Origin of the sequence: Streptomyces sp. NPDC005195 (genome assembly GCF_040608315.1) — a bacterium.
GTDB classification, from domain to species: domain Bacteria; phylum Actinomycetota; class Actinomycetes; order Streptomycetales; family Streptomycetaceae; genus Streptomyces; species Streptomyces kaempferi.
This window is the reverse complement of record NZ_JBEXHZ010000009.1, coordinates 207,369-230,726: the sequence shown is the minus strand read 5'-3', so window position 1 is coordinate 230,726 and position 23,358 is coordinate 207,369. Positions and strand designations below refer to the sequence as shown.

Here is a 23,358-nt window from a genome sequence, read left to right as displayed (position 1 = left end):
TGCGTTTCCGACTCTATCAGACCGTTTCCGTATCCGATTTCCTCGGCGCTTTCCAGGTTTCCGCTTTCGCGTTTCCCTTTCCGGCGGTTCCGACTTTACCAGATCCGTTTCCCGTTCCGTTTCCGGTCGGAATTCATTTCCAGTGGCCGTTGGAAGGGCCTTTGCCTAATCGGGCCTTGCGGCTCTCTTTCGGCGAGTCCGACTTTATCAGAAGGTTTTGATCGGCCTTACCGGCCGCTCGGTCCTGACTAATCGGGGGTTGCTTCTCGGAATTGCGTTCACAAGAAGCTCGCAGATGCTAACCGCCACCGACTGGACGTGTCCAGTTCTAGGCAACTGTTCGAATCTACCTCCCCACCGGCTCCATGTCAATGGCTCCTGTGGGGCGAACAGGAGACTAGCAGGTCAACGGGCGGAGTCGCACATCACGCGGCCGTCGGCAGCGTGGCGCTGCGCTCGGCCTCCTCGACGTCACCGGTGTCACCGGCCCGTGCCGCACGCCCGCCCAGGACGTACACGTACGTGAGGAAGGCCAGTTCAACCGCGATCCCTATGCCGATGCGGGCCCAGGTGGGGAGGCCGGAGGGGGTGACGAAGCCTTCGATGGCGCCCGAGACGAAAAGGACCAGCGCCAGGCCGATCGCCATGCCGAGGGCGGCTCGGCCCTCTTCGGCGAGGGCCGTGCGGCGGGAACGGGGGCCCGGATCTATCAGGGTCCAACCGAGTCGCAGGCCCGTGCCCGCGGCCACGAAGACGGCCGTCAGCTCCAGAAGGCCGTGCGGGAGGATCAGGCCGAGGAAGGTGTCGAGGCGGCCGGCCGACGACATCAGGCCGATGCCGACGCCTACGTTGAGCATGTTCTGGAAGAGAATCCAGAGCACGGGTATCCCCAGGAAAACGCCCAGGACCAGGCACATCGCGGCGGCCTCGGCGTTGTTCGTCCACACCTGGGCCGCGAAGGAGGCCGCCGGATGACTCGAGTAGTAGGTCTCGTACTCGCCGCCGGGGCGCGTCAGCCGGCGCAGTTCGGCGGGAGCAGCTATCGAGGACTGGACCTCCGGGTGCGCGCCGATCCACCACCCCAGGAGGACCGCGACGGCCGTGGAGACGAGTGCCGTGGGCACCCACCAGTGGCGCGAACAGTAGACCGCCGCGGGGAACTGCTGGGTGAGGAAGCGGGTGACATCGCGCCAGGAGGCTCGGCGGGTGCCGGTCACGGCGCTGCGCGCGCGTGCCACCAGTTGGCTGAGGCGCCCGGTGAGCTGCGGGTCCGGGGCGCTGGACTGGATGAGGGAGAGATGGGTGGCCGTGCGCTGGTACAGGGCGACGAGTTCGTCGGCCTCGGTTCCGGTGAGCCGGCGCCGACGGCGCAACAGGGCGTCCAGGCGGTCCCACTCCGCGCCGTGCGCGGACACGAAGACGTCGAGGTCCATCGGTTCTGCTGCTCCTCGTCCTCTCGTACCGCGTGTCAGCTTGTCGTACCGCGGCGCGATGTTGCCCTCAGCTTGGCAGACTGGCGGTTCTCGGGGCAGGTCAGGGGAAGGACGGACGAGCGTGAGTGAGCTAGTGACGGGCGAGGCGGTGGCGCTGGAGCTGCGCCCCGCGAAACTGCCGAGCCGTGCGCTGGCCGTACTGCTCGACCTGGTCGTGGCGATGGCGGCCTATCTGATCGTCACCATCGGGCTGGTCGCCGCGACGGCGGCGCTGGACGAGGCGGCGCAGATCGCGGTGTCGATCGCGAGCTTCGTTCTGCTGCTGGTCGGTGGACCCATCGCGGTGGAGACGCTCAGTCACGGACGTTCGCTGGGGAAGCTGGCGTTCGGGCTGCGGGTGGTGCGGGACGACGGGGGGCCGATCCGGTTCCGGCACGCGCTGGTGCGCGGTGCCATCGGTGTGGTCGAGATCCTGATGACGTTCGGGATCGTCGCGTGCATCGCCTCGCTCGTGTCGGAGCGGGGGCGGCGGCTCGGTGACGTGTTCGCGGGGACTCTCGTCGTGCGGGAGCGCATCCCGGCCGGGCGGAGCGCCTTCGTGCCTCCCCCGCCGCCCTGGCTGGCGGGACGGTTCTCCGGGCTCGACCTGTCGGCGGTGCCGGACGGGCTGTGGCTGGCCGTCCGGCAGTACCTGACGCGGATGCGGCAGCTGGATCCGCAGGTCGGGGCCGCGATGGCGGAGCGGCTGGCCCACGATCTGGCCGCCCGTACGGGGGCTCCGGCGCCGCAGGGTGTCCCGGCGGCCGCGTATCTGGCGGCCGTGGTGCACGAACGGCAGACGCGGGACGCCAGGCGGGCCTTCGCGGGTGGGCCGGCCGTCGCGGCGGTGCCGGGGGGGCCGAGCGGGTTCGGCACAGGGATGCCGGGCGTGAGTGGCCCGGTCGCGCGGCATCCGGGGTTCCCGGATCGGCAGGCGGTCCCGCCCTCGGCGGCGCGGGAGGAGCGGGCCGACCGGCCCGCGACCGGATTCGCGCCGCCTGCCTGACGCCGACGGAGGTGGGGCCCCGCTCAGGTGAACGCCGACGGCGGTGTTTCGAGGTGTTCCAGCTCGATGCCGGGTGCCGCGAGTACGACGTCTCCGGCGAGGTGCACGGCGTGCTGTTCTCCCGTGTCCAGGGCTGTGACCTGGTACGCGTCCACGGTCAGGGGACCGTTGTCAGTGCCGTGTGTTTCTCTCGAGACCAGGGCCCAGGACTGGTCGAGGGTGCGCGGGGCGAGGACCGGGTCGGTGAAGGCGACGAGGCGTACGCGGGTGGCCGATCGGGAGGGGGTGAGGCGCAGGAGACGGGCGGTGGCGACGAGGAACGCGGGGGACGTGCCGGTGAAGGCGTGCGCGTGGGCATTGCCCTCGGTGGCCTCGGTGCCCGTGGGATCGGTGCGTACCCAGGTGACGCCTTCGAGCGCGGCGCCCCGGACCTGCCAGCTCGCGGCGTGCAGTTCGAGCCGGATGGGGCGGCCCAGCTCGTCGAGGGCCAGGTCGACGGAGCCGGCGTGGTCGCCGGAGGGTGCCGTCAGCTGGGAGACGTAGCGCCAGCCGGAGGGTCCCGGCGCGCAGTGGAAGTGTTCTTCGGCCAGGGGGGTGTGATCGTGCGGATCGTGGAGCGAATAGCGGCCGCGTGGCATGGGCGTTCAGGTCCTCATCGGGGACAGGCCCCCGCCACGGGGGCGGGGGCCTGCTGACATCCGTACGCCGCGCGGTCGGTGCGGCCGCTCGGCGCGGGTGCTCAGTAGCGGTAGTGGTCCGACTTGTACGGGCCCTCGACCTCTACGCCGATGTAGGCGGCCTGCTCCGGGCGGAGCGTCGTGAGCTTGACGCCGAGGGCGTCGAGGTGGAGGCGGGCGACCTTCTCGTCGAGGTGCTTGGGCAGCACGTAGACGTCGGTCGGGTACTCGTCGGGCTTGGTGAACAGCTCGATCTGGGCCAGCGTCTGGTCCGCGAAGGAGTTGGACATCACGAACGACGGGTGGCCGGTGGCGTTGCCCAGGTTCAGCAGGCGGCCCTCCGACAGCACGATGAGCACCTTGCCGTCGGGGAACTTCCAGGTGTGGACCTGCGGCTTGACCTCGTCCTTGACGATGCCCGGGATCTGCGCGAGGCCGGCCATGTCGATCTCGTTGTCGAAGTGGCCGATGTTGCCCACGATCGCCTGGTGCTTCATCTTGGCCATGTCGGAGGCCATGATGATGTCCTTGTTACCGGTCGTGGTGACGAAGATGTCGGCCTTGTCGACGACGTCGTCGAGGGTCGCGACCTGGTAGCCGTCCATCGCCGCCTGCAGGGCGCAGATCGGGTCGATCTCGGTGATGATCACGCGGGCGCCCTGGCCGCGCAGGGACTCCGCGCAGCCCTTGCCCACGTCGCCGTAGCCACAGACGACGGCGGTCTTGCCGCCGATCAGGACGTCGGTGGCGCGGTTGATGCCGTCGATCAGGGAGTGGCGGCAGCCGTACTTGTTGTCGAACTTCGACTTGGTGACGGCGTCGTTGACGTTGATCGCCGGGAACAGGAGGGTGCCGTCGCGGTGCATCTCGTAGAGACGGTGCACGCCGGTCGTGGTCTCCTCGGTCACGCCGCGGATCTCCGAGGCGAGCTGGGTCCACTTCTGGGAGCCGTCGGTGATCGTGCGGTTCAGGAGTTCGAGGATGACGCGGTGCTCGTCGTTCTCGGCGGTGTCGACCGAGGGGACCTTGCCGTCCTTCTCGTACTTGACGCCGTTGTGGACGAGGAGGGTGGCGTCACCACCGTCGTCCAGGATCATGTTCGGTCCGCCGGTGGGGGTGTTCGGCCAGGTCAGCGCCTGCTCCGTGCACCACCAGTACTCCTCCAGGGTCTCGCCCTTCCAGGCGAAGACCGGGACGCCCTGCGGGTTGTCCGGCGTGCCGTTCGGGCCGACGGCGATGGCCGCGGCGGCGTGGTCCTGGGTGGAGAAGATGTTGCAGGACGCCCAGCGGACCTCGGCGCCGAGGGCGGCGAGGGTCTCGATGAGGACGGCGGTCTGCACCGTCATGTGCAGGGAGCCGGTGACGCGGGCGCCGGCGAGCGGCTGCGCGGCCGCGTACTCCTTGCGGATCGACATCAGGCCGGGCATCTCGTGCTCGGCGAGGGTGATCTCCTTGCGGCCGAAGTCGGCCAGGGAGAGATCGGCGACCTTGAAGTCCTGTCGGTTGTCGACAGTCGTCATGGGGAGCTGCTCCTCGGGATTGTGGCGAGGTGGGTACGGCTGTACTGCGCGACGGCGGGCACAGGGGTGCCCTCGGGCACAGGCGTGCCCGGTGCGCGCAGCTCAGTCCGTCGGAGGCCCTCTCTCCCTCGGCCGGTCCGCGGTGGGACCGCCCGACCGCCATCAGCAGCGACGTCTGGCTCAGTCACCAAGCTACACCGGTCACCCCGGGCCTCCCCAGTCCGGCTCCGGCCATAGTGTGCCTCGGCCGTCTCCAGGAAACCCCTAGTGTCCGTGTGAGCGGGTGCCCGGACAGGGGCTCGCGGCGCACCCGTCGCGTCGCCGGGGTCGGCGGTCAGTGTTCGGCCGGACGTGCCGGGCCGCCGGGGGTCGCGTCGAGGTCAGGGCCCTTGGCCGCCTCGGCCTCGCTGTAGATGTCCGGCTCCAGGTAGATGACGCGCGCGATCGGGACGGACTCCCTGATGCGGGCCTCGGCGGCGTTGATCGCCGAGGCGACCTCGCCTGCCGTGTCGTCGTGCCGGACGGCGATCTTGGCGGCGACCAGGAGTTCCTCCGGGCCGAGGTGAAGCGTGCGCATGTGGATGATGCCGGTGACCGTGTCGCCGTCGACGATCGCGGTCTCGATCCTCTTCACGTCGTCGACGCCCGCCGCCTCGCCCAGCAGCAGGGACTTGGTCTCGGCCGCCAGGACCAGTGCGATCAGGATGAGCAGGATGCCGATGCAGAGCGTGCCGATGCCGTCCCAGACACCGTCGTCGGTGAGGAGGGCCAGGCCGACGCCGCAGAGGGCGAGGACCAGACCGATGAGCGCGCCGAAGTCCTCCAGGAGGACGACCGGGAGCTCGGGGGCCTTGGCGCGGCGGATGAACTGTGACCAGGACAGCTTCCCGCGCAGCTCGTTGGACTCCTTGATGGCCGTGCGGAACGAGAAGCCCTCGGCGATGATCGCGAACACCAGGACGCCCACCGGCCAGTACCAGTGCTCGATCTCGTGCGGGTGCTTGATCTTCTCGTAGCCCTCGTAGACGGCGAACATGCCGCCGACCGAGAACAGGACGATCGAGACGAGGAAGGCGTAGATGTAGCGCTCACGGCCGTAGCCGAAGGGGTGCTGGGGCGTCGCCTCGCGCTGGGCCTTCTTGCCGCCGATCAGGAGCAGGGCCTGGTTGCCGGAGTCTGCGATCGAGTGGACGCCCTCGGCGAGCATCGAGGACGAACCGCTGAAGGCGAACGCGACGAACTTGGTTACCGCGATCGCGAGGTTGGCGCCGAGTGCCGCCACGATCGCTTTGGTGCCGCCTGAAGCGCTCATCTGCTCCTGCTGTCCCTTCGTACGCCGTCCGGACCCCGTTCGTACCCTCGTACCCCGGTCCGGGCTTTGCCCGCCCTTTGCGGTGGGCCATTGTCGCAGCCCGGTCCGGCGGCGACCGGGCCGGGCGGCCCGGCGGTCGCGCCGGGCGGCCGCCGTCACCCCCGTCAGGCGACCACTGTCGCACGGAAGATCGTGCCGGAGCCGGACACCTCGGCCTTTTCGCCGGCCGGGACGAAGACCGACTGGCCGGGCGCGAGAACGCCGCCGTCCGCGTGCACGGAACCCGCCGTGCAGAGCAGGATCTGCGGGGTCTCGCGGGTGAGGTCGTGCGGGGCCGCTCCCTTTGCGACGTCGTAACGGGAGAGGCGGAACTCGTCGATGGGGGTCGCGTAGACCTCCTCGCCGCCGGGCGACTCCTCCGGGCGCAGCACACCGGGGTCGCTCGCCTCGAAGCGGACGATGCGCAGCAGTTCGGGCACGTCGACGTGCTTGGGGGTCAGACCGCAGCGCAGGACGTTGTCGCTGTTGGCCATGATCTCGACGCCCAGGCCGTTCAGGTACGCGTGCGGGACGCCGGCGCCGAGGAACAGCGCCTCGCCGGGCTGCAGTCGGACGTGGTTGAGGAGCATCGCGGCGATGACGCCGGGGTCGCCGGGGTAGTGGTGGGCTATGTCGGAGTACGGGGCGTAGGCGCCGCCGAGGCGGTCGCAGGCGGCCGCGGTCTCGGTGACCGTGCGGGCCATGTCGTCGGGGTCCGCGCTCAGCACCGCCGTCAGGACCTCGCGCAGGGCGGCGTCCTGCGGGTGGGCGCGCAGCAGGTCGACGTACGGCTTGAGGGAGTCGACGTCCAGGGCGGCGAGGAGAGCGGCGGCCTCGTCCGGGGCGCGGAAGCCGCACAGGCCGTCGAACTCGGTGAGCGCGCAGATGAGTTCGGGCTTGTGGTTGGCGTCCTTGTAGTTGCGGTGCGGGGCGTCGACCGGGATGCCCCGGCGCTCCTCGTCCTCGTATCCCTCTCTCGCCTGTTCGAGGTTCGGGTGCACCTGGAGGGAGAGGGGGCCGCCCGCGGCGAGGATCTTCAGCAGGAACGGCAGCCGGGGGCCGAACTTGGCGACGGCCGCGCGGCCGAGTTCCTTCTCGGGGTCCTCGGCTATGACCTCGGTGAGGGGACCGCGCGCCGTGAGCGAGGGGGCGCCGGGGTGCGCGCCCATCCACATCTCCGCCTGCGGTTCACCGGTCGGCTCGACGCCGAGCAGCCGCGGTATGGCGGTGGTCGAGCCCCAGGCGTAGGGGCGGACGGTGTTGTCGAGGCGGTCCATGTGTGCTGTCTTCTCCGTACGTACGCTGCTCTGCGGTCGTTTCCCCACCAGGTGGGCGCCCGTGCGCCGCGGTGCGGCGTCAGCGGGTGTCGCTCAAGGTCAGGCCCCCGAGGCGATCGCCAGGTAAACGGCGGCGAAATCCGTGACGGCGATCAGTTCCGCGAGCGTCTCGAGGTCGCCGCCCTCCTCGGGTTCCAGCTCGCTGATCGCGGTGTCGTGGCTGAGGGCCAGTTCGCGGGCGGCGGGCGCGGCGGTGAGGCCGCCGGCCGGGCGGTCGCGCAGGAGCACCACGCGCGCGTGCAGGACCTGCTGCTCCTCGACGCGGTCGCGGAAGAAGTCGTCGGGGTCGGCGGCCGCGGCCAGCGCGCCCGAGAGCAGGACGCTGTGGGCGGCCAGCGCCTCGGGGAGTTCCGCGGCGAGCGCGGGGCGGCCCGCCAGTTCCGCGAGCGCGGCGGTGAAACGGCGGCCCGCGGGGCCTGCGGAGGTGCCCTCCGTCCAGATCACCGGGAGTGCCTCGGCCAGATCGGCGGCGAGCGTCTTGGCGGGGTTGCCGTAGGTCGCGATGGCCGGGCCGCAGCGTTCGGCCACGCGGTCGAGGCGGTCGGCGACCTTCTGCAGCGCCTCGGGCGGGGCCGAGACCAGGCCGGTGCGGTCCAGCAGGGCGAGGAGCGGGGTGAGCAGCGCCCACAGGACGCCGGGGGCGGAGGCCGCGAGGGGTGAGTTCGGCTCGTACGGGGCGGTCGCCATCGGTACGAACATGCCGTGCGTGCCCTCCACCGCTTCCGCGATCGGGGTGCCGGTGGGGGCCACCGCGACGACGGAGCTGCCGCGCCGGTACGCCTGCTCGACCAGGAGTTCGAGTCCTGGTTCGGCGCCGTCCGGGGTGGCGATCAGTACGAGGTCCACCGGGCCGGCCCAGCCGGGCAGCTCCCAGCGCAGGGCGCCTCCCGCGGGGGCGACGCCGGTGGGGGTGAGCCGGGTGACGGGGCAGCTGGCCCCGGCGAGCGTGCCGAGCAGTTCGGCCACTCCGGTGGCCGCCAGCCCGGGGCCGGCGATCAGGACCGCGCGGGGGCGGCCGTCCGGCTTCAGGTCCGGGATCCCGGCCTCCGTGGCGTGGCGGACCGCGGTACGCACGCGGGCGCCGGCCTCGGCGGCGCCTCGGAGCAGCTCACGACGGTCGGCGCGGGCGAGCGCCTCTGGGTCGTCGAGCAGCGAGTCGTCGAGCATGGGTCGGCAGCCTCCCGATCGCCGGTGTGTCGCCTGTGTCGCTGTGGTGCGGGGTGGGCGCCCGGGTGGTGGCGGCGCCCGGTGGCTCGTTCAGGCGGGGCGGCGGGCCTCGTCGACGAGCAGTACGGGGATGCCGTCCCGGACGGGGTAGGCGAGGCCGCAGTCCTGTCCTGTGCAGACCAGCTCGCTCTCCTGCTCCTTGAGCGGGGCGTGGCAGGCCGGGCAGGCGAGGATCTCCAGGAGGCCGGCTTCGAGCGGCATGGGGTGTCCTTTCGAACAGGTGGATGCGGCCTGGTCAGAGTACCGCTGTGGGGGGCTGGGTGCCGGGGTTGGGCGCGGGGTCCCTGTCATCGCGTATGCGGGGGCTTCGCCCCTGCGCCCCGCCAAGGGGCTCCGCCCCCTGGACCCCCGATCGCCCGAAGGGCTCGTCCTCGAACGCCGGACGGGCTGGATATGCGGGCCCGCGCCGGGAGGTTCCGGACGGGCAGGGGGTGTCGGCCCGTGCTGGATGGTCCCCGCGGGCAGGGGGTGTCGGCCCGCGCCCGAAGGATTCCGACCGGCGGGCGGTGTCGGCCCGCGTGTGCAGGATCCCGGCGGGCGGAGGAGGGGTCCGCCCGCGCCGGAAAATGGCCCGGCGGGGTGGGGATGTGGGCCCGCGTCCGGGGGTTCAGGGGGTGCGGGGAGCTGGTGAGCAGCCCCCCGCACAGCCGTCGCCCGGACCTGTGCGGGCGCTGACGGGCGGGGTTCAGCCTCGGATGAGGTCCAGTACCTCGTCGCGGACCTTCGCCACGGTCGCCTCGTCCCTGGCCTCGGCGTTGAGGCGGAGGAGGGGCTCGGTGTTGGAGGGGCGGACGTTGAACCACCAGTCGTCCGCCGTGACGGTCAGCCCGTCGAGTTCGTCGATGGTGACGCCCTCACGGCCCTGGTAGGTCTCCCTGATCGCGGTGAGGCGGGCCGCCTGGTCGTCGACGGTGGAGTTGATCTCACCGGAGGCGGCGTAGCGGTCGTACGCGGCGACGAGCTCGGAGAGCGGGCCGGCCTGGCCGCCGAGCGCGGCGAGGACGTGGAGGGCGGCCAGCATGCCCGTGTCGGCGTTCCAGAAGTCGCGGAAGTAGTAGTGCGCGGAGTGCTCGCCGCCGAAGATCGCACCGGTGCGGGCCATCTCGGCCTTGATGAAGGAGTGGCCGACTCGGGTGCGGACCGGCGTGCCGCCCTGCTCGCGGACGACCTCCGGGACCGACCAGGAGGTGATCAGGTTGTGGATGACCGTGCCGCCGCCGTGCTTGGCGAGTTCGCGGGAGGCCACCAGCGCGGTGACGGCGGACGGGGAGACCGGGTCGCCGTGCTCGTCGACGACGAAGCAGCGGTCCGCGTCGCCGTCGAAGGCGATGCCGAGGTCGGCGCCCTCGTCGCGGACGCGCTGCTGGAGGTCCACGATGTTCGCCGGGTCGAGCGGGTTCGCCTCGTGGTTCGGGAACGTGCCGTCCAGCTCGAAGTACATCGGGACGAGGTCCAGGGGCAGGCCGTCGAAGACGGTCGGGACGGTGTGCCCGCCCATGCCGTTGCCCGCGTCGACGACGACCTTCAGGGGGCGGATGGAGGTCAGGTCGACGAGCGAGCGCAGGTATCCCGCGTAGTCCTCCAGCGTGTCGCGCTGGGTGATCGTGCCCGGCGTGGCGTCCGAGGCCGGGGCGCCCGAGTCGAGCCAGGACTCGACGAGTTCGCGGATCTCGGAGAGGCCGGTGTCCTGGCCCACGGGGGACGCGCCCGCGCGGCACATCTTGATGCCGTTGTACTTCGCGGGGTTGTGCGAGGCCGTGAACATGGCGCCGGGCAGGTCGAACGCGCCCGAGGCGTAGTACAGCTGGTCCGTCGAGCAGAGCCCGATCTCGGTCACGTCGACCCCGCGTGCCGCCGCCCCGCGCGCGAAGGCCCGCGACAGGCCGGGCGACGAAGGCCGCATGTCGTGCCCGATCACGATGGCTTCCGCTCCGGTCACCTGGACGAAGGCGGCCCCGAACAGCTCGGCCAGCGACTCGTCCCACTGGTCCGGGACCACCCCGCGTACGTCGTACGCCTTCACGAGCTGCGACAGATCAGCAGTCACGGCCAACCCTCCAGAAGTCCACTTCGGTCACCCCAAGCTACCCGTCCGTGCTGACAGTCCGCTGTGCGGCGGCTGATCGGACGCGCATCCGTCACCTGGGAAGCGCCACTCATCGCCCAGGGGCAACACACTGACCAGCCCTCGTCAGGGCAGCATCCACCCCAGGACGGGCGAGCTCTGCCCGAGCACGATCAGGCACATGACCAGCAGGAGCCCCGCGCTCCACGGCAGCACCTTGCGCAGCAGATCCCCCTCGCGGCCCGCGAGCCCGACCGCCGCGCAGGCGATGGTCAGGTTCTGCGGCGAGATCATCTTGCCGAGGACGCCTCCCGAACTGTTGGCGGCGGCGAGCAGTTCGGGAGAGAGCCCCGACTTCTGGGCCGCGCTCACCTGGAGGGCGCCGAACAGGGCGTTCGCCGAGGTGTCGGAGCCGGTGACGGCCACGCCGAACCAGCCGAGGACGGGCGACAGGAAGGCGAGGCCCGCGCCGGCCGCCGCCACGAACTGGCCGATCGTGGCGGCCTGCCCCGACAGGTTCATCACGTAGGCGAGAGCCAGCACGGACGTGACGGTGAGGATCGCGAACCTCAACTCGCGGACGGTGGCGACCCATTCCTCGACCGCCACGCGCGCGTGCACGCCGAGAACGGCGGCCGTGCACAGTCCGGCGAGCAGCACGAGGGTGCCGCCGGTCGCGACGACCGGGAGCGTGAACACGTTGCCGCCGACCGGTTCGCCGTCCGGGTTCACGACGTTCAGGAAGGGCCAGTCGAACACCCGTGTCGCTCCCGCCAGCCACTCCTTGACCGGCGGGATCTGGGCGACCGAGAAGACGATGACGATCAGGGCGTACGGAGCGTAGGCGCGCACGACTTCGGGACGCGGGTCCTCCTCGTCCAGGTCCTCGCCGCGTACGCCGGTCAGTACCGCGACGCGTACGGACTCGGGGGCGGGCCGGCGCGCCCGCGGCAGGGCGACCAGGGCCGCGGCGCCCGCCAAGGCCGCCGCGATGTCGGCGAGTTGGGCGGAGACGTAGTTGGAGGCCGCGAACTGGGCGAGAGCGAAGGCGACTCCGCACGCCAGGGCGGGCGCCCAGGCCTCCCGCAGCCCGCGCCGCCCGTCGACCAGCGCCACCAGAAGCAGGGGCACCACGAGTGCCAGCAGCGGCGTCTGACGGCCCACCACGGAGGCCACCGAGTCCAGGGGCAGGCCGGTGACCTGGGCGAGGGTGACGACCGGTGTGCCCATCGCGCCGAAGGCGACCGGCGCGGTGTTGGCGACGAGTGCCACCACGGCCGCGCGCACCGGGTCGAAACCGAGCGCGACCAGCATCACGGAACAGATCGCGACGGGTGCGCCGAAGCCCGCGAGCGCCTCCAGGAGCGCGCCGAAGCAGAAGGCGACGACGAGTGCCTGGACGCGCGGGTCGTCGGAGAGACGCCCGAAGGAGCGTCGCAGGATGTCGAAGTGCCGGGTGCGGACGGTCATCCGGTACACCCACAGGGCGTTGACGACGATCCACAGGATGGGGAAGAGGCCGAAGGCGGCTCCCTGGGCGGCGCTGGACAGTGTCTGGCCGACCGGCATCCCGTACACGAACAGGGCGACCAGGGCGGCGGCGAGGAGACCGAGGAGGGCGGCCAGGTGCGCCTTCATGCGGACGCCGCCGAGCAGCACGAGGACGAGGACGAGGGGCAGGGCCGCTACGAGGGCGGACAGGCCGAGCGAGTCGGCGACGGGTTCCACTTCCTGGACGTACACGGGCGCCTCCCCGGGTTCGGCCGCACGGAGATTCCGCGATGCGGAAAGCGATTTCTCGCGGGTGCCGAAATGGTCGTGTCCGCGACAACCAGTCGTCAATGGGCGTGCACCGCCCTGTGACACGGGGGGTGCGGGAAGCCGGGAAGCCGAGCGAGGGAGGGAGGCGCGGACGTCGCGAAAGGCGCGGCACCAGAGAGTCCGGGAGACGGAGGCTGGGTGCTGGTCACGTCGGGCCGCTGAGCCCGGAGCGCGGGAAGTCGACGGAGGGGGCGCTCAGTTGTCCGGTGAGCGCAGCACCCGCAGGTGGCCCCGGCGGGCGACCTCCATCGGGTCCACCGACCGCGCGCTGCCACCGGCCTCGGCGGCGCGCTGCTGCGGACGGGCCGCCTCACGCACCGCGTTGGCGAGCGCCTCGAGGTCGTCGCCGCTGGGGCGGGAGGGGGCCGAGGAGTCGGCGAGGCGGACGACCTCCCAGCCACGGGGCGCGGTGAGGCGCTCGGAGTGCTCGGCGCACAGGTCGTAGCAGTGGGGTTCGGCGTAGGTGGCGAGCGGGCCGAGGACCGCGGTCGAGTCGGCGTAGACGTACGTCAGCGTCGCGACGGCGGGACGGCCGCAAGCGGTTCGCGAACAGCGACGTACAGGGCTCACGACGTTGGACGGTACCGCACTCTTGAGCGGGCCGCGACGACTCTCCCCCAGGTCACCCCACCGTGTCGTGCCATGAGACCGCCCACAGGGCCCTCCGGGACCCCCTCGCCGACCTGGGACGACCTCCGCCGCCGGAGGGCCGAACAGACCTGAATCCGGTCGCCACTTGGAACAAACCATGTCAATTGCCATGCGTGTGACGGTCTTGGAGAGATACGGAATCGAGCCCAAGCTTGGCCGGAACGGTCATCCAGCGACATCCGGAACGCGCACCGGGCCGCCGCCGCGGGGCCGCGGGCAGTCGCGTGGGGGTCGGGCGCGCGGCCGTCGCGGGGACTACGCTTCGTCAGTGATGGACACCCCTGTACCGCCCCGCGCCGCAGCACCCGGGCCCCGCCGCCGTGATCGCCACGGGAGGGGCATGCGTGGCCCCGTCGCGCCGCCCCAGGTGCCGCTGGCCGCGAGCCGCGCCGAGGTCTTCGCGGACCTCGTGCAGGACTCCGTGGAGCGTCTGGAGCGGCGCTGGCCGCAGCTCGCCGACATCGACTTCATGGTCCTGGAGGTGCCGCGCCTGGACGGCCCCGGCGAGAGCTGGAACGACGAGGCGGTGCCGCTGGGCGGCACGATCGCGGCGCGCGAGGGCCACCCCGCGCGCGTGGTCGTCTACCGCCGCCCGGTCGAGATCCGCACCAAGGGCCGCGACGAGCGAGCCGCGCTGGTGCACGAGATCGTAGTGGAGCAGGTCGCGGAACTGCTGGGTCTGACTCCGGAGACGGTGGACCCGCGCTACGGCGAGGAGTGAGGATCCACCGCGTCCCCCCGGGACCCGGTGGATCACCCGTACGTGATCACTCGTACGTGATCAGCTCTTGAGCAGTACCGACAGGTCCTGGTCCGCCTTCGGGACCGCCACCGTCCCGTGGTCGTCCGGGAGCGTCTGGATCGTGAAGCCGGGTACGCCCTCGTGGGTGGAGGCGAGCGTCCGCGAGGCGTAGACGGGGCCTCCGGAGACCGACTCGACCGTCAGCGCGTACGTCCCCCGCAGCCCGCTCGGCGTGGGGGCGTCGACGTCCTGGGTCGTACCGCCCTTGATCGTGTACGTCTTCGTCGCCGGGGTGCCGCCCTCGCTGCCCGCGGACGCGGTGACCTTGACCTGGGCTGTTCCGCCGGGCGCGGACAGGGCGAGTGTGGTGCCCTTGGCGCTGTTGTCGGCGACGGTCGCGCGCGCGGCGACCGGAGCCGTGGCCGGGATGAACGCCGATTCCTGCTTGTCCCCCTTGCCACGCACCACCCGCAGGGCGGCGACGACGGGCACCGGGGCGCTGCCGGTGGGGGTGAGCACCAGGGAGCCCGCCTCGCCGCGTGTGACGTCGCCGAGGTCGACCGCGGTGGTCATGCCGGACTTGATGTGGAGCGTCTCGTTGCCGGCCGGGGTGATCAGGCCCGAGGGCGAGGCCAGCCGCACCTTCAGGTCGGCGTCCTGGTCGCCGGGCGCGAAGACGACCAGCCGCACGGAGGTGGCGTCCTTCGGGATGCCCGGCATGACGAGGCTGCCCGCCGGGTCGGTGGAGGCGCCCAGCCAGTCGCCGCCGGTGCGGTCGTCCAGGGCCTGGACGACCGCGCCGACACGGCCGCTGCGGACGGTCACATGGACCGTGAGGTCGGTCTGCGGCGCGCCGGTCAGCGTGCTCAGCAGGATCGGCTCGCCGGCGTGCGGCTGGACCGTGATGCCGTCGCCCACGGTGGACTTGAGGGTGCCGTCCTTGCCGTACAGCTCGATGTCGACGACGGCGGCCGAGTCGTCCGGGTTGGTCAGGTGTACGTAGTCGGTGCGGCTGTCCGCGGTGCTGGCGCCCGGGAACCAGAACTCGGTGTCCGGAGCCGTGCAGTCGGTGCCGAGCAGGCCGCGTCCGGTGCCCGCGGTGACCTCGGTGGTCTCCTGGACGGTCCAGCCGGGCGCGAACCTGCCCTCGGCGGTGCCGACCAGGGCGGGTCCCTCGGCGCCCGAGCTGTCGCCGGTGGCCGGCTTGCCGGGCGCCTTGGGCTCCACGGCGGGCTTGGGGGCCTTCTTGCCGGTCTTCTTGCCGGTCTTCTTGCCGCTCGGGGAGTCCGGCGACTCCTCGGTCGCGGGCCGCAGTTCGGCCTTGCCGCCGTCGCTCGTGCCCTGGGTGACGGGCGTGAACGACGTGTACGCCGTCTCCGCGAGATCGGACGTGCTGGGCTGGGGGCACAGCAGACGGCTGCGCTCCACGGGCTGCTGGACGGCCGCGCCTGTGGTCCCGGCGCCGGAGGCGGCAGGCGTGTTGAGCGAGGCGAATCCGGTGACGGCGGCGAGCGCGGTCGCGCCGGCGATCAGGGACAGGGTGGTGCGGTTCACTGCTGGCTCCCGTCGGGGCGCTCACTGTCGGTACCGTGCGGCGGCTGCGGGGGCATCGGGGGCTGCCGCGGGTCGTACGCCGTCTCGTAGCCCTGCTGGTACGTCTGGTCGTACGACGTCGTGTTCCCGTACCCGTACGGGTCGTACTGGCCGGTCTGGTACGAGTCCGCCTGGTACGGGTCCGCCTGGTACGGCTGTTCGTAGGTGCCCGCCGGGTACTGCTGCGTGCCCTGGTACTGCTCGCCGGTGTAGGAGCCGTAGTCGGCGCCCGCGTGGCTGGGCGCGTCCCATTCGCCGTACGTCTGCTGGTGCGGGACCGCGGCGGGACCGTGCTCCGGCTCCTCCTCCGCGGGCTGATGGAAGTCCGCGTCCTGGTCTGTCCGGCCCTCCGCGTCCGCCTCGGTCTCGGCCTCGGCCTCCGCCTGGGCGCGCAGGCGGCGGGCGCGGCGGCCCTCGCCCGTGACGTCCTGGGCGGGCAGGACCGGCTCCTCGGGAAGGTCGTCGTCGATGTCGCGGCGCCGCCCGGGCAGGGCGAGGACCACGAGGACGACGGCGAGCGCGCCCTGTGCCCACAGCCAGCCGGTGTGGCTCAGCGGGGCGTCGAAGGCGACGTCCAGTCTGCCGCCGTTCGCGGGCAGTTCGAAGCCCTGCGCCCAGCCGTCGACCGTGGTGCGGGTCAGCGGCTTTCCGTCCAGGGTCGCCGTCCAGCCGGCGTCCGCCGTGTCGGCGAGGCGCAGGACGCGGCCCTCGGAGCCGGCGGGGACGGTGGTGTGCAGCTCCACGGGTCCGGCGGCGACGGCCAGCGGCTCACCACCGGACCTGGGGGCGATCGTGGCGCGCGCGACCTGGCGGTCCAGACGCCACAGCGCGCTTCCGTCCTGCTGGCTGAGCCGGGACAGACCCGGGGTGGCGTCCAGGACGCGGCTCACCTCACGGGGCGCGCCCTTGCGGACCAGGACGTAACGCACGGCGAATCCGCCGAGCTGGTCGGCCTGGTCGGCGCCGGAGCCCGCGACGAGGTTGGCGACGATCTTGTCGAGCCTCCCGTTCTCGCCGCCCGAGGCCGCGAGTTCGCCGTCGCCCATGCGCGCGCCGGAGCCGCGCACGAGGGTGTAGCCGACGCGGGCGCCGGTGTCGCTGTCCAGCACCAGGGTGCGGGCCTGGTCGCGGGTGCCGCTCTCCTCGGCGACGAACGCCGGCACCTGCACCGGGTCGCGGCGCTCCACGGGACCGTCGGCGCCGCCGATGATCCACCCGGCGGCCACGAGCAGCGGGCCCGCGGCGGAGGCGAACGCGATGAGCGCGGCGACCGGCTGACGCCAGCCGAAGCTCTGCTCGGCCACGCGGGCGCGCGCCCCGTCGGCGCCGATCGCGGCGGCGGCGAGCACCGCGAGACCGTAGACCAGGGTGGCGGGACCGGCCCACGCCGACTTGTTGGACAGCACGGCGAAGACGAGCGCCACCAGCGCGACGGCCCAGGCGGTCCAGACCGCGCGCTGCCGATCACCGCGCAGCAGGGCGGCCAGCGCGGCGAGCACGATGCCGATGAGCATCAGTCCGCTGACCGTGCCGGGACCACCGGGGCTGGCGCCGAGCAGGTCGAGTGCGGAGGCCGTGCTCTCGCCGTAGGGCAGGCCGGCCTCCTTGAAGAAACCGAACGGAAGCAGCGTCAGCGACCAGGGCGCGAGGACCAGCAGCGGGGTGCCGAACTGGGCCAGGAACCGCGGCCCGTACGCGGTGAGCTCCCTGCGGCGCACGGCCAGGAGCGCGATCCCGAGGACCAGCGCGATGGGCCACACGATCGGCGTGAACGCGGTGGTGAACGTCAGCAGCAGGGCGTACGCCCAGGTGGCGCGCCAGCCCCCGCGCGCGCCGGAGGCGTGCGCGAGCCCGCTCGCCGCGATGCCCGCGCGGGCGATGAGCGGCAGCAGGATCGCGAGGAAGGCGGTGCCGACGCGGCCGCCCGCGAGCGCGCCGGCGGCGGCGGGCAGGAACGCGTACGCCACGGACGCCCAGGCGCGCAGCAGCCGCGACTCGACGAGCGGGCGGGAGGCGAAGTACGCCGCGAAGCCGGCCAGCGGCACGGAGGCCACCATGAGCACGGTGACCGCGAGTCCGGTGGAGCCGAGGAGCAGCGAGGACAGCAGCGCGACGATCGCGAGGTAGGGCGGCGCGGACTCGGTGCCGCCGGCTCCCACCGGATGCCAGCCGTCGAGGTAGCGCGACCAGAGCTCGGAGGCGTCGGCGGGCGCGGGCAGCAGCGCGCCGCCCGCGAGCGCCCCGCCGCCGAGGAGGCCGCGGCAGGCGAGCAGGGAGACGAACAGCAGCACCAGGAAGAGCATCGGGCCGGGGTTGCGGGCGATGCGCTTGAGCCGGGCGAACTGCTCGATCTCCAGGAAGTCGGCGTCGTCGCCGCCGGGCCCGGACTCGACCGCGCCGCCGTGCCGTCCGGCGCCGGAGGTGGCCTCGGGGTCGTCGCTGCCCATGAGGTTGCCCGCGGCCTGCTCGATGGTGGCCCGCACGGTCGCGCCCGGGGGCGGGAACAGCGCGCGCAACTCGTCCTTGTCGACCTGGGGGCTGCCTCGCCTGCGGCGGCCCGCGAGGATCCGCTCGGGCCTCAGCAGGGTTCCGAGCAGACCGCGGATCTCGTCGACGGCCTGTCCGGGGACCTTGCCGACGAGGTAGGCGAGGGTGCGCACCAGAGTGCCGAGGACGAGCCGGATCAGGATCCAGGGGAGCTGTGCCGTCCGGGCGTTGACGAGGAGGGTGTAGACGGCGCCCGCCTTGTCGACCTTGTGCGGGGAGGCGGAGGTGCGTCCCACGCAGTCGACGGTGCGGCGCTCACGGGAGGCCGCCTCGGCGTGCCGGACGACGGCCTCGGGGGCGACCAGGACGCGGTGTCCCGCGGACTGGGCGCGCCAGCACAGGTCGACGTCGTCACGCATCAGGGGCAGACGCCGGTCGAAGCCGCCGAGCTCCTCGAAGACATCGCGGCGGATCAGCATGCCGGCGGTGGACACGGCGAGCACGGGGTGGACGTGGTCGTGCTGGCCCTGGTCCTGCTCGCGTCGGTCCAGACCGGTCCAGCGGCGGCCGGAGTTGGCGATGGTGACGCCGATCTCCAGGAGGGCACGCCGGTCGTACCAGCCGCGGAGCTTGGGGCCCACGACGGCGACTTCCTTGCCGAGCTCCTGCTCGTTCTCCACGACGCGGAGCATGTGGGCGAGGGCGTCGGGCTCGGGGGCGCAGTCGTCGTGCAGCAGCCAGAGCCACTGCTCGGGTTCGCCGTACGGAAGATCCGGCATGTCGTACGCGTCGTCGCGCCAGCTGCGGGTGACGGGGTCCCAGCCGCTGGGGCGCTTCAGGTAGGGCAGGTCGTCCGGGGTGAGCACACCGGCCCCGCGGATGGCCTCCTCGACGGCCTGGCCGAAGCCGGTCCGGCGGGCGAGGTGCAGCACCCGGTCGGCGCCGAGCGCGTCGGTGAGCAGCTGGGCGGAGTCGTCCGCGCTGCCGGTGTCGGCCGCCAGCACGTTCTGCACGGGGCGCTCCTGGCCGAGCAGGCCGGCGAGCGCGTCGGGCAGCCAGCGGGCGCCGTCGTGGGAGACGAGCACCGCGGTCACCACGTGGCGCGGGAACTCAGGAGCGGCAGCGTCTTGTTGGGCTGCCGTATGGCTGTGCACGGACATCGAGGTACGGGCCCCGGTTCGATGGACTGCGGTGGACGCCTGTGTCCGGCGGGGACAGCTGGACGTCTCGGACGAGGGCCCACACTAACGGCTGGGCAACACGGCGGCCCGCCGCCTGTGGATAACCCACCTGCGACGGGCCGTTCCTTACGTGTCGGTACGGAGAGGTGTGCGCCGTTCGGTCGGACGGCGGTCTGCTTCGGGCGGTCTGCTTCGGGCGTTGTGGCGCGCGGTCAGACGGCGGCCTTCTTCAGGCGGCGCCGCTCGCGCTCGGACAGACCGCCCCAGATGCCGAACCGCTCGTCGTTGGCGAGCGCGTATTCAAGGCACTCGGAGCGGACCTCACAGGCGAGACAGACCTTCTTGGCCTCGCGGGTGGAGCCGCCCTTCTCGGGGAAGAAGGACTCGGGGTCGGTCTGGGCGCACAGCGCGCGCTCCTGCCAGCCGAGTTCCTCGTCCGCGTCGTCGACCAGCAGTTGCTGCACCAGCTCGGTCATGTGCGCCCCTCGTCTGTCTTTCGCGTCCCCGTGATGCTGTCGTTACCGTTTTCGGCTGAACGACACGAGTGAAATTACAAGTGTGCCGATCCGGGCCAGTCAAGCCGAGATCTGCTATTGGGCCCCTTATTCACTCTGCGGAACCAAGGCTATGCGGAAAGTGTTCAAATCGGCATAAACCATGACAGCCTCAAGGGTCCGACCGGACCTCCGACCCGCTGCAGGGAAGGACGTCCAGAAGTTCGATCTCGTTCCGACGCGCACCCCGAAGCGAACCGGATCACATTTGGATCACAGGATCGCGCCGAGGTTTGCGCGCCCGGTTGTGCGCCATGTGTCCGGGGCGGCTCCTGAGCAAACCTTTCGCCTTTCAGATGAACCGGATGAGGTGAAACATCTCCCACATACCGGACATGAAGTTGACAGTCCGAGTGTGAACCGGTGTGCTAGTGGGCATGCTCGCGAACTTGGCACGCACCTCGACCCGCACCGCCGGGTCCCAGGGTGCTGCCCTCGCTCGCCGCAGCTGTTGTCGCTGTTCCAGCTGTTGAGCCTCACCGCGCTCCGGCTGCCTCGCCGCCACTGAGGCGAATCCCCGCCCCCAGCAGGGGCGAACGCCCGCACCAGGGCACCTCTCCCCGTCCGCGACCCGGACGCGACGGCCCTCCCCCACGTTCCCGACTTCGCTCGAACAGTCTCGAACAGTGGGGTCCCCCGCACTCTCCGCCGAGGAAACCACCGCACCCATGAACAGCGACAGCGACCTCCAGATCGCCGGCGACATCCTCGAAGTCCCGCACCTGCTCCAGCCGCCGCGCGAGCACCCCGCCACCGTGGCCGACTTCGTCGGCCTCGCCCGCGCCGTCTCCGCCGACCGCTCCCGGTGGGAGCACCTCGTCCAGTACGACGCGACCTCACGCTGGTACCACCGGCTGCACACCGGGCCCGGTTACGAGGTGTGGCTCCTCTCCTGGGTGCCCGGACAGGGCAGCGGGGTGCACGACCACGGCGCCTCCTCCGGCGTACTCACCGTCCTGGACGGCGTGTTGACGGAGCGCACCGACCGCGGCACGCGCGCCTTGGGCGCGGGCGCGCAGCGGGTCTTCGCGCCGGGGTACGCCCACGAGGTCGTCAACGACTCCCTCGAACCGGCCGTGAGCCTGCACGTCTACCACCCGGGTCTCACCGCGATGCCGATGCACGCGGCGCGGTGCGCCGTCGCCGAGGTCCAGTAACCGACTCACACCTTGTCGTAGCCGCCTGCGAGACTGGACACCATGCGCATTGTGGTTCTGGCAGGCGGCATCGGTGGTGCCCGGTTCCTTCGTGGTCTCCAGCGGGCCTCGCCGGACGCGGACATCACCGTCATCGGCAACACCGGCGACGACATCCACCTCTTCGGGCTCAAGGTCTGCCCGGACCTCGACACGGTGATGTACACCCTCGGCGGCGGCATCAACGAGGAGCAGGGCTGGGGTCGGACCGACGAGACCTTCCACCTCAAGGAGGAGCTCGCGGCGTACGGGGTCGGACCCGAGTGGTTCGGGCTCGGCGACCGCGACTTCGCGACGCACATCGTGCGGACGCAGATGCTGAGCGCGGGCTTTCCGCTCAGCGCGGTCACGGAAGCCCTGTGCGACCGGTGGAAGCCGGGTGTCCGGCTGATCCCCATGTCCGACGACCGCGTCGAGACTCATGTCGCCGTCACGCTGCCGGACAGCGGCGAGCGCAAGGTGATCCACTTCCAGGAGTACTGGGTGCGACTGCGCGCCTCCGTGGCGGCCGAGGCCGTCGTGCCCGTCGGCGCCGACCAGGCCAAGCCCGCGCCCGGGGTCCTGGAGGCCATCGCGGAGGCGGACGTGATCCTCTTCCCGCCGTCCAACCCGGTCGTGTCCATCGGCACCATCCTCGCCGTGCCCGGCATCCGGGAGGCCATCGCCGACGCGGGCGTGCCCGTGGTGGGCCTGTCCCCCATCGTCGGCGACGCGCCCGTGCGGGGCATGGCCGACAAGGTGCTCGCGGCGGTCGGCGTGGAATCGACCGCGGCGGCGGTCGCCGAGCACTACGGCTCGGGGCTCCTGGACGGCTGGCTCGTCGACACGGTGGACGCGTCCGCCGTGGAGCGCGTGGAGAGCGCCGGCATCCGCTGCCGTGCCGTACCGCTGCTGATGTCCGACCTCGACGCCTCCGCGCGGATGGCCCGCGAGGCGCTGACGCTGGCGGAGGAGGTGCGGGGCGCTTGAGCGGCGGACCGGTCGAGGACGAGGGAGCCACGGGCGACGTGAGGCCGACGGACGACACGGGCCGTACGCGTGGCACGGGCGACGGTACGCGTGGCACGGGCGACGGTAGGGGTGGCGCGGGCGGTACGGGTCCGGAAGCCGCTGTCGGCTACCGGGTCTGGGCCCCGCCCGGCCTTCCGGAGGTACAGCGGGGCGACGACCTCGCCAAGATCATCGCGGGGGCCGAGCCGGGGCTGGCCGACGGGGACGTCCTGCTCGTCACCTCGAAGATCGTGTCCAAGGCCGAGGGGCGCCTGGTGGAGGCCTCCGACCGGGAGGCGGCCATCGACGCCGAGACCGTACGGGTCGTGGCGCGCCGCGGCGCGCTCCGGATCGTCGAGAACCGGCAGGGGCTCGTGATGGCCGCCGCCGGGGTCGACGCCTCCAACACGCCGGCCGGGACCGTCCTGTTGCTGCCCGAGGACCCCGACGCGTCCGCCCGGACGATCCGGGACGGCCTGCGGGACATCCTCGGGGTGGACGTCGGCGTCGTGATCACCGACACCTTCGGGCGCCCCTGGCGCACCGGGCTCACCGACGTCGCCATCGGCGCCGCGGGCGTACGGGTCCTGGACGACCTGCGCGGCGGCACCGACGCGCACGGCAATCCGCTGAGCGCGACCGTCGTCGCCACCGCCGACGAACTCGCCGGCGCCGGTGACCTGGTCAAGGGCAAGGCATCCGGGCTGCCGGTCGCCGTCGTGCGCGGGCTGCCCCAGATGGTGGCCGAGGACGACGGCGCGGGCACGCGCGCGATGGTGCGGGGCGCCCGCGACGACATGTTCCGGCTGGGCACGTCCGAGGCCGTACGGGAGGCGGTGACCCAGCGGCGTACCGTACGGGCCTTCACCGACGAGCCGGTCGATCCGGGCGCCGTACGGCGCGCGGTCGCCGCCGCGGTGACCGCGCCCGCGCCGCATCACACCACGCCCTGGCGGTTCGTGCTGCTGGAGTCCGCCCGCTCGCGGACACGGCTGCTCGACGCCATGCGGGACGCGTGGATCGAGGATCTGCGCGGGGACGCCAAGAGCGCGGAGTCGATCGCCAAGCGGGTGCGGCGCGGCGACGTGCTGCGCAACGCGCCCTGCCTGGTGGTGCCGTGCCTGGTGACGGACGGGTCCCACACCTACGGCGACGCGCGCCGTGACGCCGCGGAGCGTGAGATGTTCGTCGTCGCCATGGGGGCGGGGGTGCAGAACTTCCTCGTCGCGCTCGCCGGGGAGCGGCTGGGCTCCGCGTGGGTGTCCTCGACGATGTTCTGCCGCGACGTCGTACGGGACGTGCTGGCCCTCCCGGACGACTGGGACCCGATGGGGGCCGTCGCCGTCGGGCACGCGGCCGAGGCGCCCAGGGTGCGGCCCGAGCGGGACGCCGGGGCGTTCGTCGAGGTGCGCTGACCGGACGGCGGTGCGGTGCCCGGGTCCGCGACGCCGGGGACATGCGGCGACCCGTGGGTCCACGGCGCCGGGA

At 72.3% G+C, this 23,358-nt stretch carries 19 protein-coding genes; 6 read left to right on the top strand and 13 right to left on the bottom strand.

Features of this window, described 5'->3' with window-relative positions; all coding sequences use genetic code 11:
* Positions 1–221, top strand: a 221-nt coding sequence (locus ABZV34_RS13760) for a hypothetical protein (protein WP_356274706.1), incomplete at its 5' end; no start/stop codon positions are given.
* A 204-nt stretch (positions 222–425) separates the two neighbouring features.
* Here ABZV34_RS13760 and ABZV34_RS13755 read toward each other — a convergent pair.
* Positions 426–1,433 (bottom strand): stage II sporulation protein M, encoded by a 1,008-nt coding sequence (locus ABZV34_RS13755; RefSeq protein ID WP_356274703.1) that lies wholly within the window; start codon positions 1,431–1,433, stop codon positions 426–428.
* A gap of 121 nt (positions 1,434–1,554) precedes the next feature.
* Between ABZV34_RS13755 and ABZV34_RS13750 the strand changes: the two genes are divergently transcribed.
* Positions 1,555–2,478: an RDD family protein gene (locus ABZV34_RS13750; protein ID WP_356274700.1), complete on the top strand. Its 924-nt coding sequence runs from the start codon at positions 1,555–1,557 to the stop codon at positions 2,476–2,478.
* Between the two features lie 23 nt (positions 2,479–2,501).
* On the opposite strand, the gene ABZV34_RS13745 is transcribed toward ABZV34_RS13750, so the two are convergent.
* The 9 genes from ABZV34_RS13745 to ABZV34_RS13705 all read right to left on the bottom strand — a co-directional run bounded on the left by ABZV34_RS13745 (position 2,502) and on the right by ABZV34_RS13705 (position 13,046).
* A complete protein-coding gene (locus tag ABZV34_RS13745; RefSeq protein WP_356274697.1) occupies positions 2,502–3,116 on the bottom strand; it encodes a hypothetical protein in 615 nt (204 codons plus the stop codon).
* A gap of 101 nt (positions 3,117–3,217) precedes the next feature.
* A complete protein-coding gene (gene ahcY, locus ABZV34_RS13740; RefSeq protein WP_356274694.1) occupies positions 3,218–4,675 on the bottom strand; it encodes an adenosylhomocysteinase in 1,458 nt (485 codons plus the stop codon).
* 334 nt (positions 4,676–5,009) lie between these two features.
* Positions 5,010–5,987, bottom strand: a complete 978-nt coding sequence (locus tag ABZV34_RS13735; RefSeq protein ID WP_356274691.1) for a cation diffusion facilitator family transporter — start codon at positions 5,985–5,987, stop codon at positions 5,010–5,012.
* Positions 5,988–6,151: 164 nt separating this feature from the next.
* Positions 6,152–7,303, bottom strand: a complete 1,152-nt coding sequence (manA, locus tag ABZV34_RS13730; RefSeq protein WP_356274688.1) for a mannose-6-phosphate isomerase, class I — start codon at positions 7,301–7,303, stop codon at positions 6,152–6,154.
* A gap of 99 nt (positions 7,304–7,402) precedes the next feature.
* Positions 7,403–8,530, bottom strand: a complete 1,128-nt coding sequence (locus tag ABZV34_RS13725; protein ID WP_356274686.1) for an SIS domain-containing protein — start codon at positions 8,528–8,530, stop codon at positions 7,403–7,405.
* Positions 8,531–8,620: 90 nt separating this feature from the next.
* A complete protein-coding gene (locus tag ABZV34_RS13720) occupies positions 8,621–8,791 on the bottom strand; it encodes a Trm112 family protein (RefSeq protein ID WP_266699539.1) in 171 nt (56 codons plus the stop codon).
* A gap of 484 nt (positions 8,792–9,275) precedes the next feature.
* Complete coding sequence (locus ABZV34_RS13715; RefSeq protein ID WP_356274682.1) at positions 9,276–10,637, bottom strand: phosphomannomutase/phosphoglucomutase; 1,362 nt, start codon at positions 10,635–10,637, stop codon at positions 9,276–9,278.
* Positions 10,638–10,781: 144 nt separating this feature from the next.
* Positions 10,782–12,398 (bottom strand): L-lactate permease, encoded by a 1,617-nt coding sequence (locus ABZV34_RS13710; protein WP_356274680.1) that lies wholly within the window; start codon positions 12,396–12,398, stop codon positions 10,782–10,784.
* Positions 12,399–12,671: 273 nt separating this feature from the next.
* Positions 12,672–13,046 (bottom strand): DUF3499 domain-containing protein, encoded by a 375-nt coding sequence (locus ABZV34_RS13705; RefSeq protein ID WP_356274677.1) that lies wholly within the window; start codon positions 13,044–13,046, stop codon positions 12,672–12,674.
* A 352-nt stretch (positions 13,047–13,398) separates the two neighbouring features.
* Between ABZV34_RS13705 and ABZV34_RS13700 the strand changes: the two genes are divergently transcribed.
* Entirely contained in the window at positions 13,399–13,848 is a 450-nt protein-coding gene (locus ABZV34_RS13700) for a metallopeptidase family protein (RefSeq protein WP_356274744.1), read from the top strand.
* A gap of 60 nt (positions 13,849–13,908) precedes the next feature.
* Here the strand turns inward: ABZV34_RS13700 and ABZV34_RS13695 are convergent, their stop codons facing one another.
* From ABZV34_RS13695 to ABZV34_RS13685, 3 genes are all read right to left on the bottom strand, one after another.
* Positions 13,909–15,423: a DUF5719 family protein gene (locus tag ABZV34_RS13695; protein WP_356274674.1), complete on the bottom strand. Its 1,515-nt coding sequence runs from the start codon at positions 15,421–15,423 to the stop codon at positions 13,909–13,911.
* Entirely contained in the window at positions 15,420–19,109 is a 3,690-nt protein-coding gene (locus ABZV34_RS13690) for a glycosyltransferase (RefSeq protein WP_356274671.1), read from the bottom strand. Before ABZV34_RS13690 ends, ABZV34_RS13695 begins: the two co-directional genes overlap by 4 nt.
* Positions 19,110–19,342: 233 nt before the next feature.
* Positions 19,343–19,606 carry a WhiB family transcriptional regulator gene (locus ABZV34_RS13685; RefSeq protein WP_003975777.1) on the bottom strand — a complete coding sequence of 88 codons (264 nt, stop codon included), beginning with the start codon at positions 19,604–19,606 and terminating at the stop codon, positions 19,343–19,345.
* 746 nt (positions 19,607–20,352) lie between these two features.
* Here ABZV34_RS13685 and ABZV34_RS13680 point away from each other — a divergent pair.
* The 3 genes from ABZV34_RS13680 to ABZV34_RS13670 are packed head-to-tail and all read left to right on the top strand — an operon-like array spanning position 20,353 to position 23,285.
* Positions 20,353–20,841 (top strand): cysteine dioxygenase family protein, encoded by a 489-nt coding sequence (locus tag ABZV34_RS13680; RefSeq protein WP_356274668.1) that lies wholly within the window; start codon positions 20,353–20,355, stop codon positions 20,839–20,841.
* Positions 20,842–20,883: 42 nt separating this feature from the next.
* Positions 20,884–21,849 (top strand): 2-phospho-L-lactate transferase, encoded by a 966-nt coding sequence (cofD, locus tag ABZV34_RS13675; RefSeq protein WP_356274665.1) that lies wholly within the window; start codon positions 20,884–20,886, stop codon positions 21,847–21,849.
* Entirely contained in the window at positions 21,846–23,285 is a 1,440-nt protein-coding gene (locus ABZV34_RS13670) for a coenzyme F420-0:L-glutamate ligase (RefSeq protein ID WP_356274662.1), read from the top strand. Before cofD ends, ABZV34_RS13670 begins: the two co-directional genes overlap by 4 nt.
* The last annotated feature ends 73 nt before the right edge of the window (positions 23,286–23,358 follow it).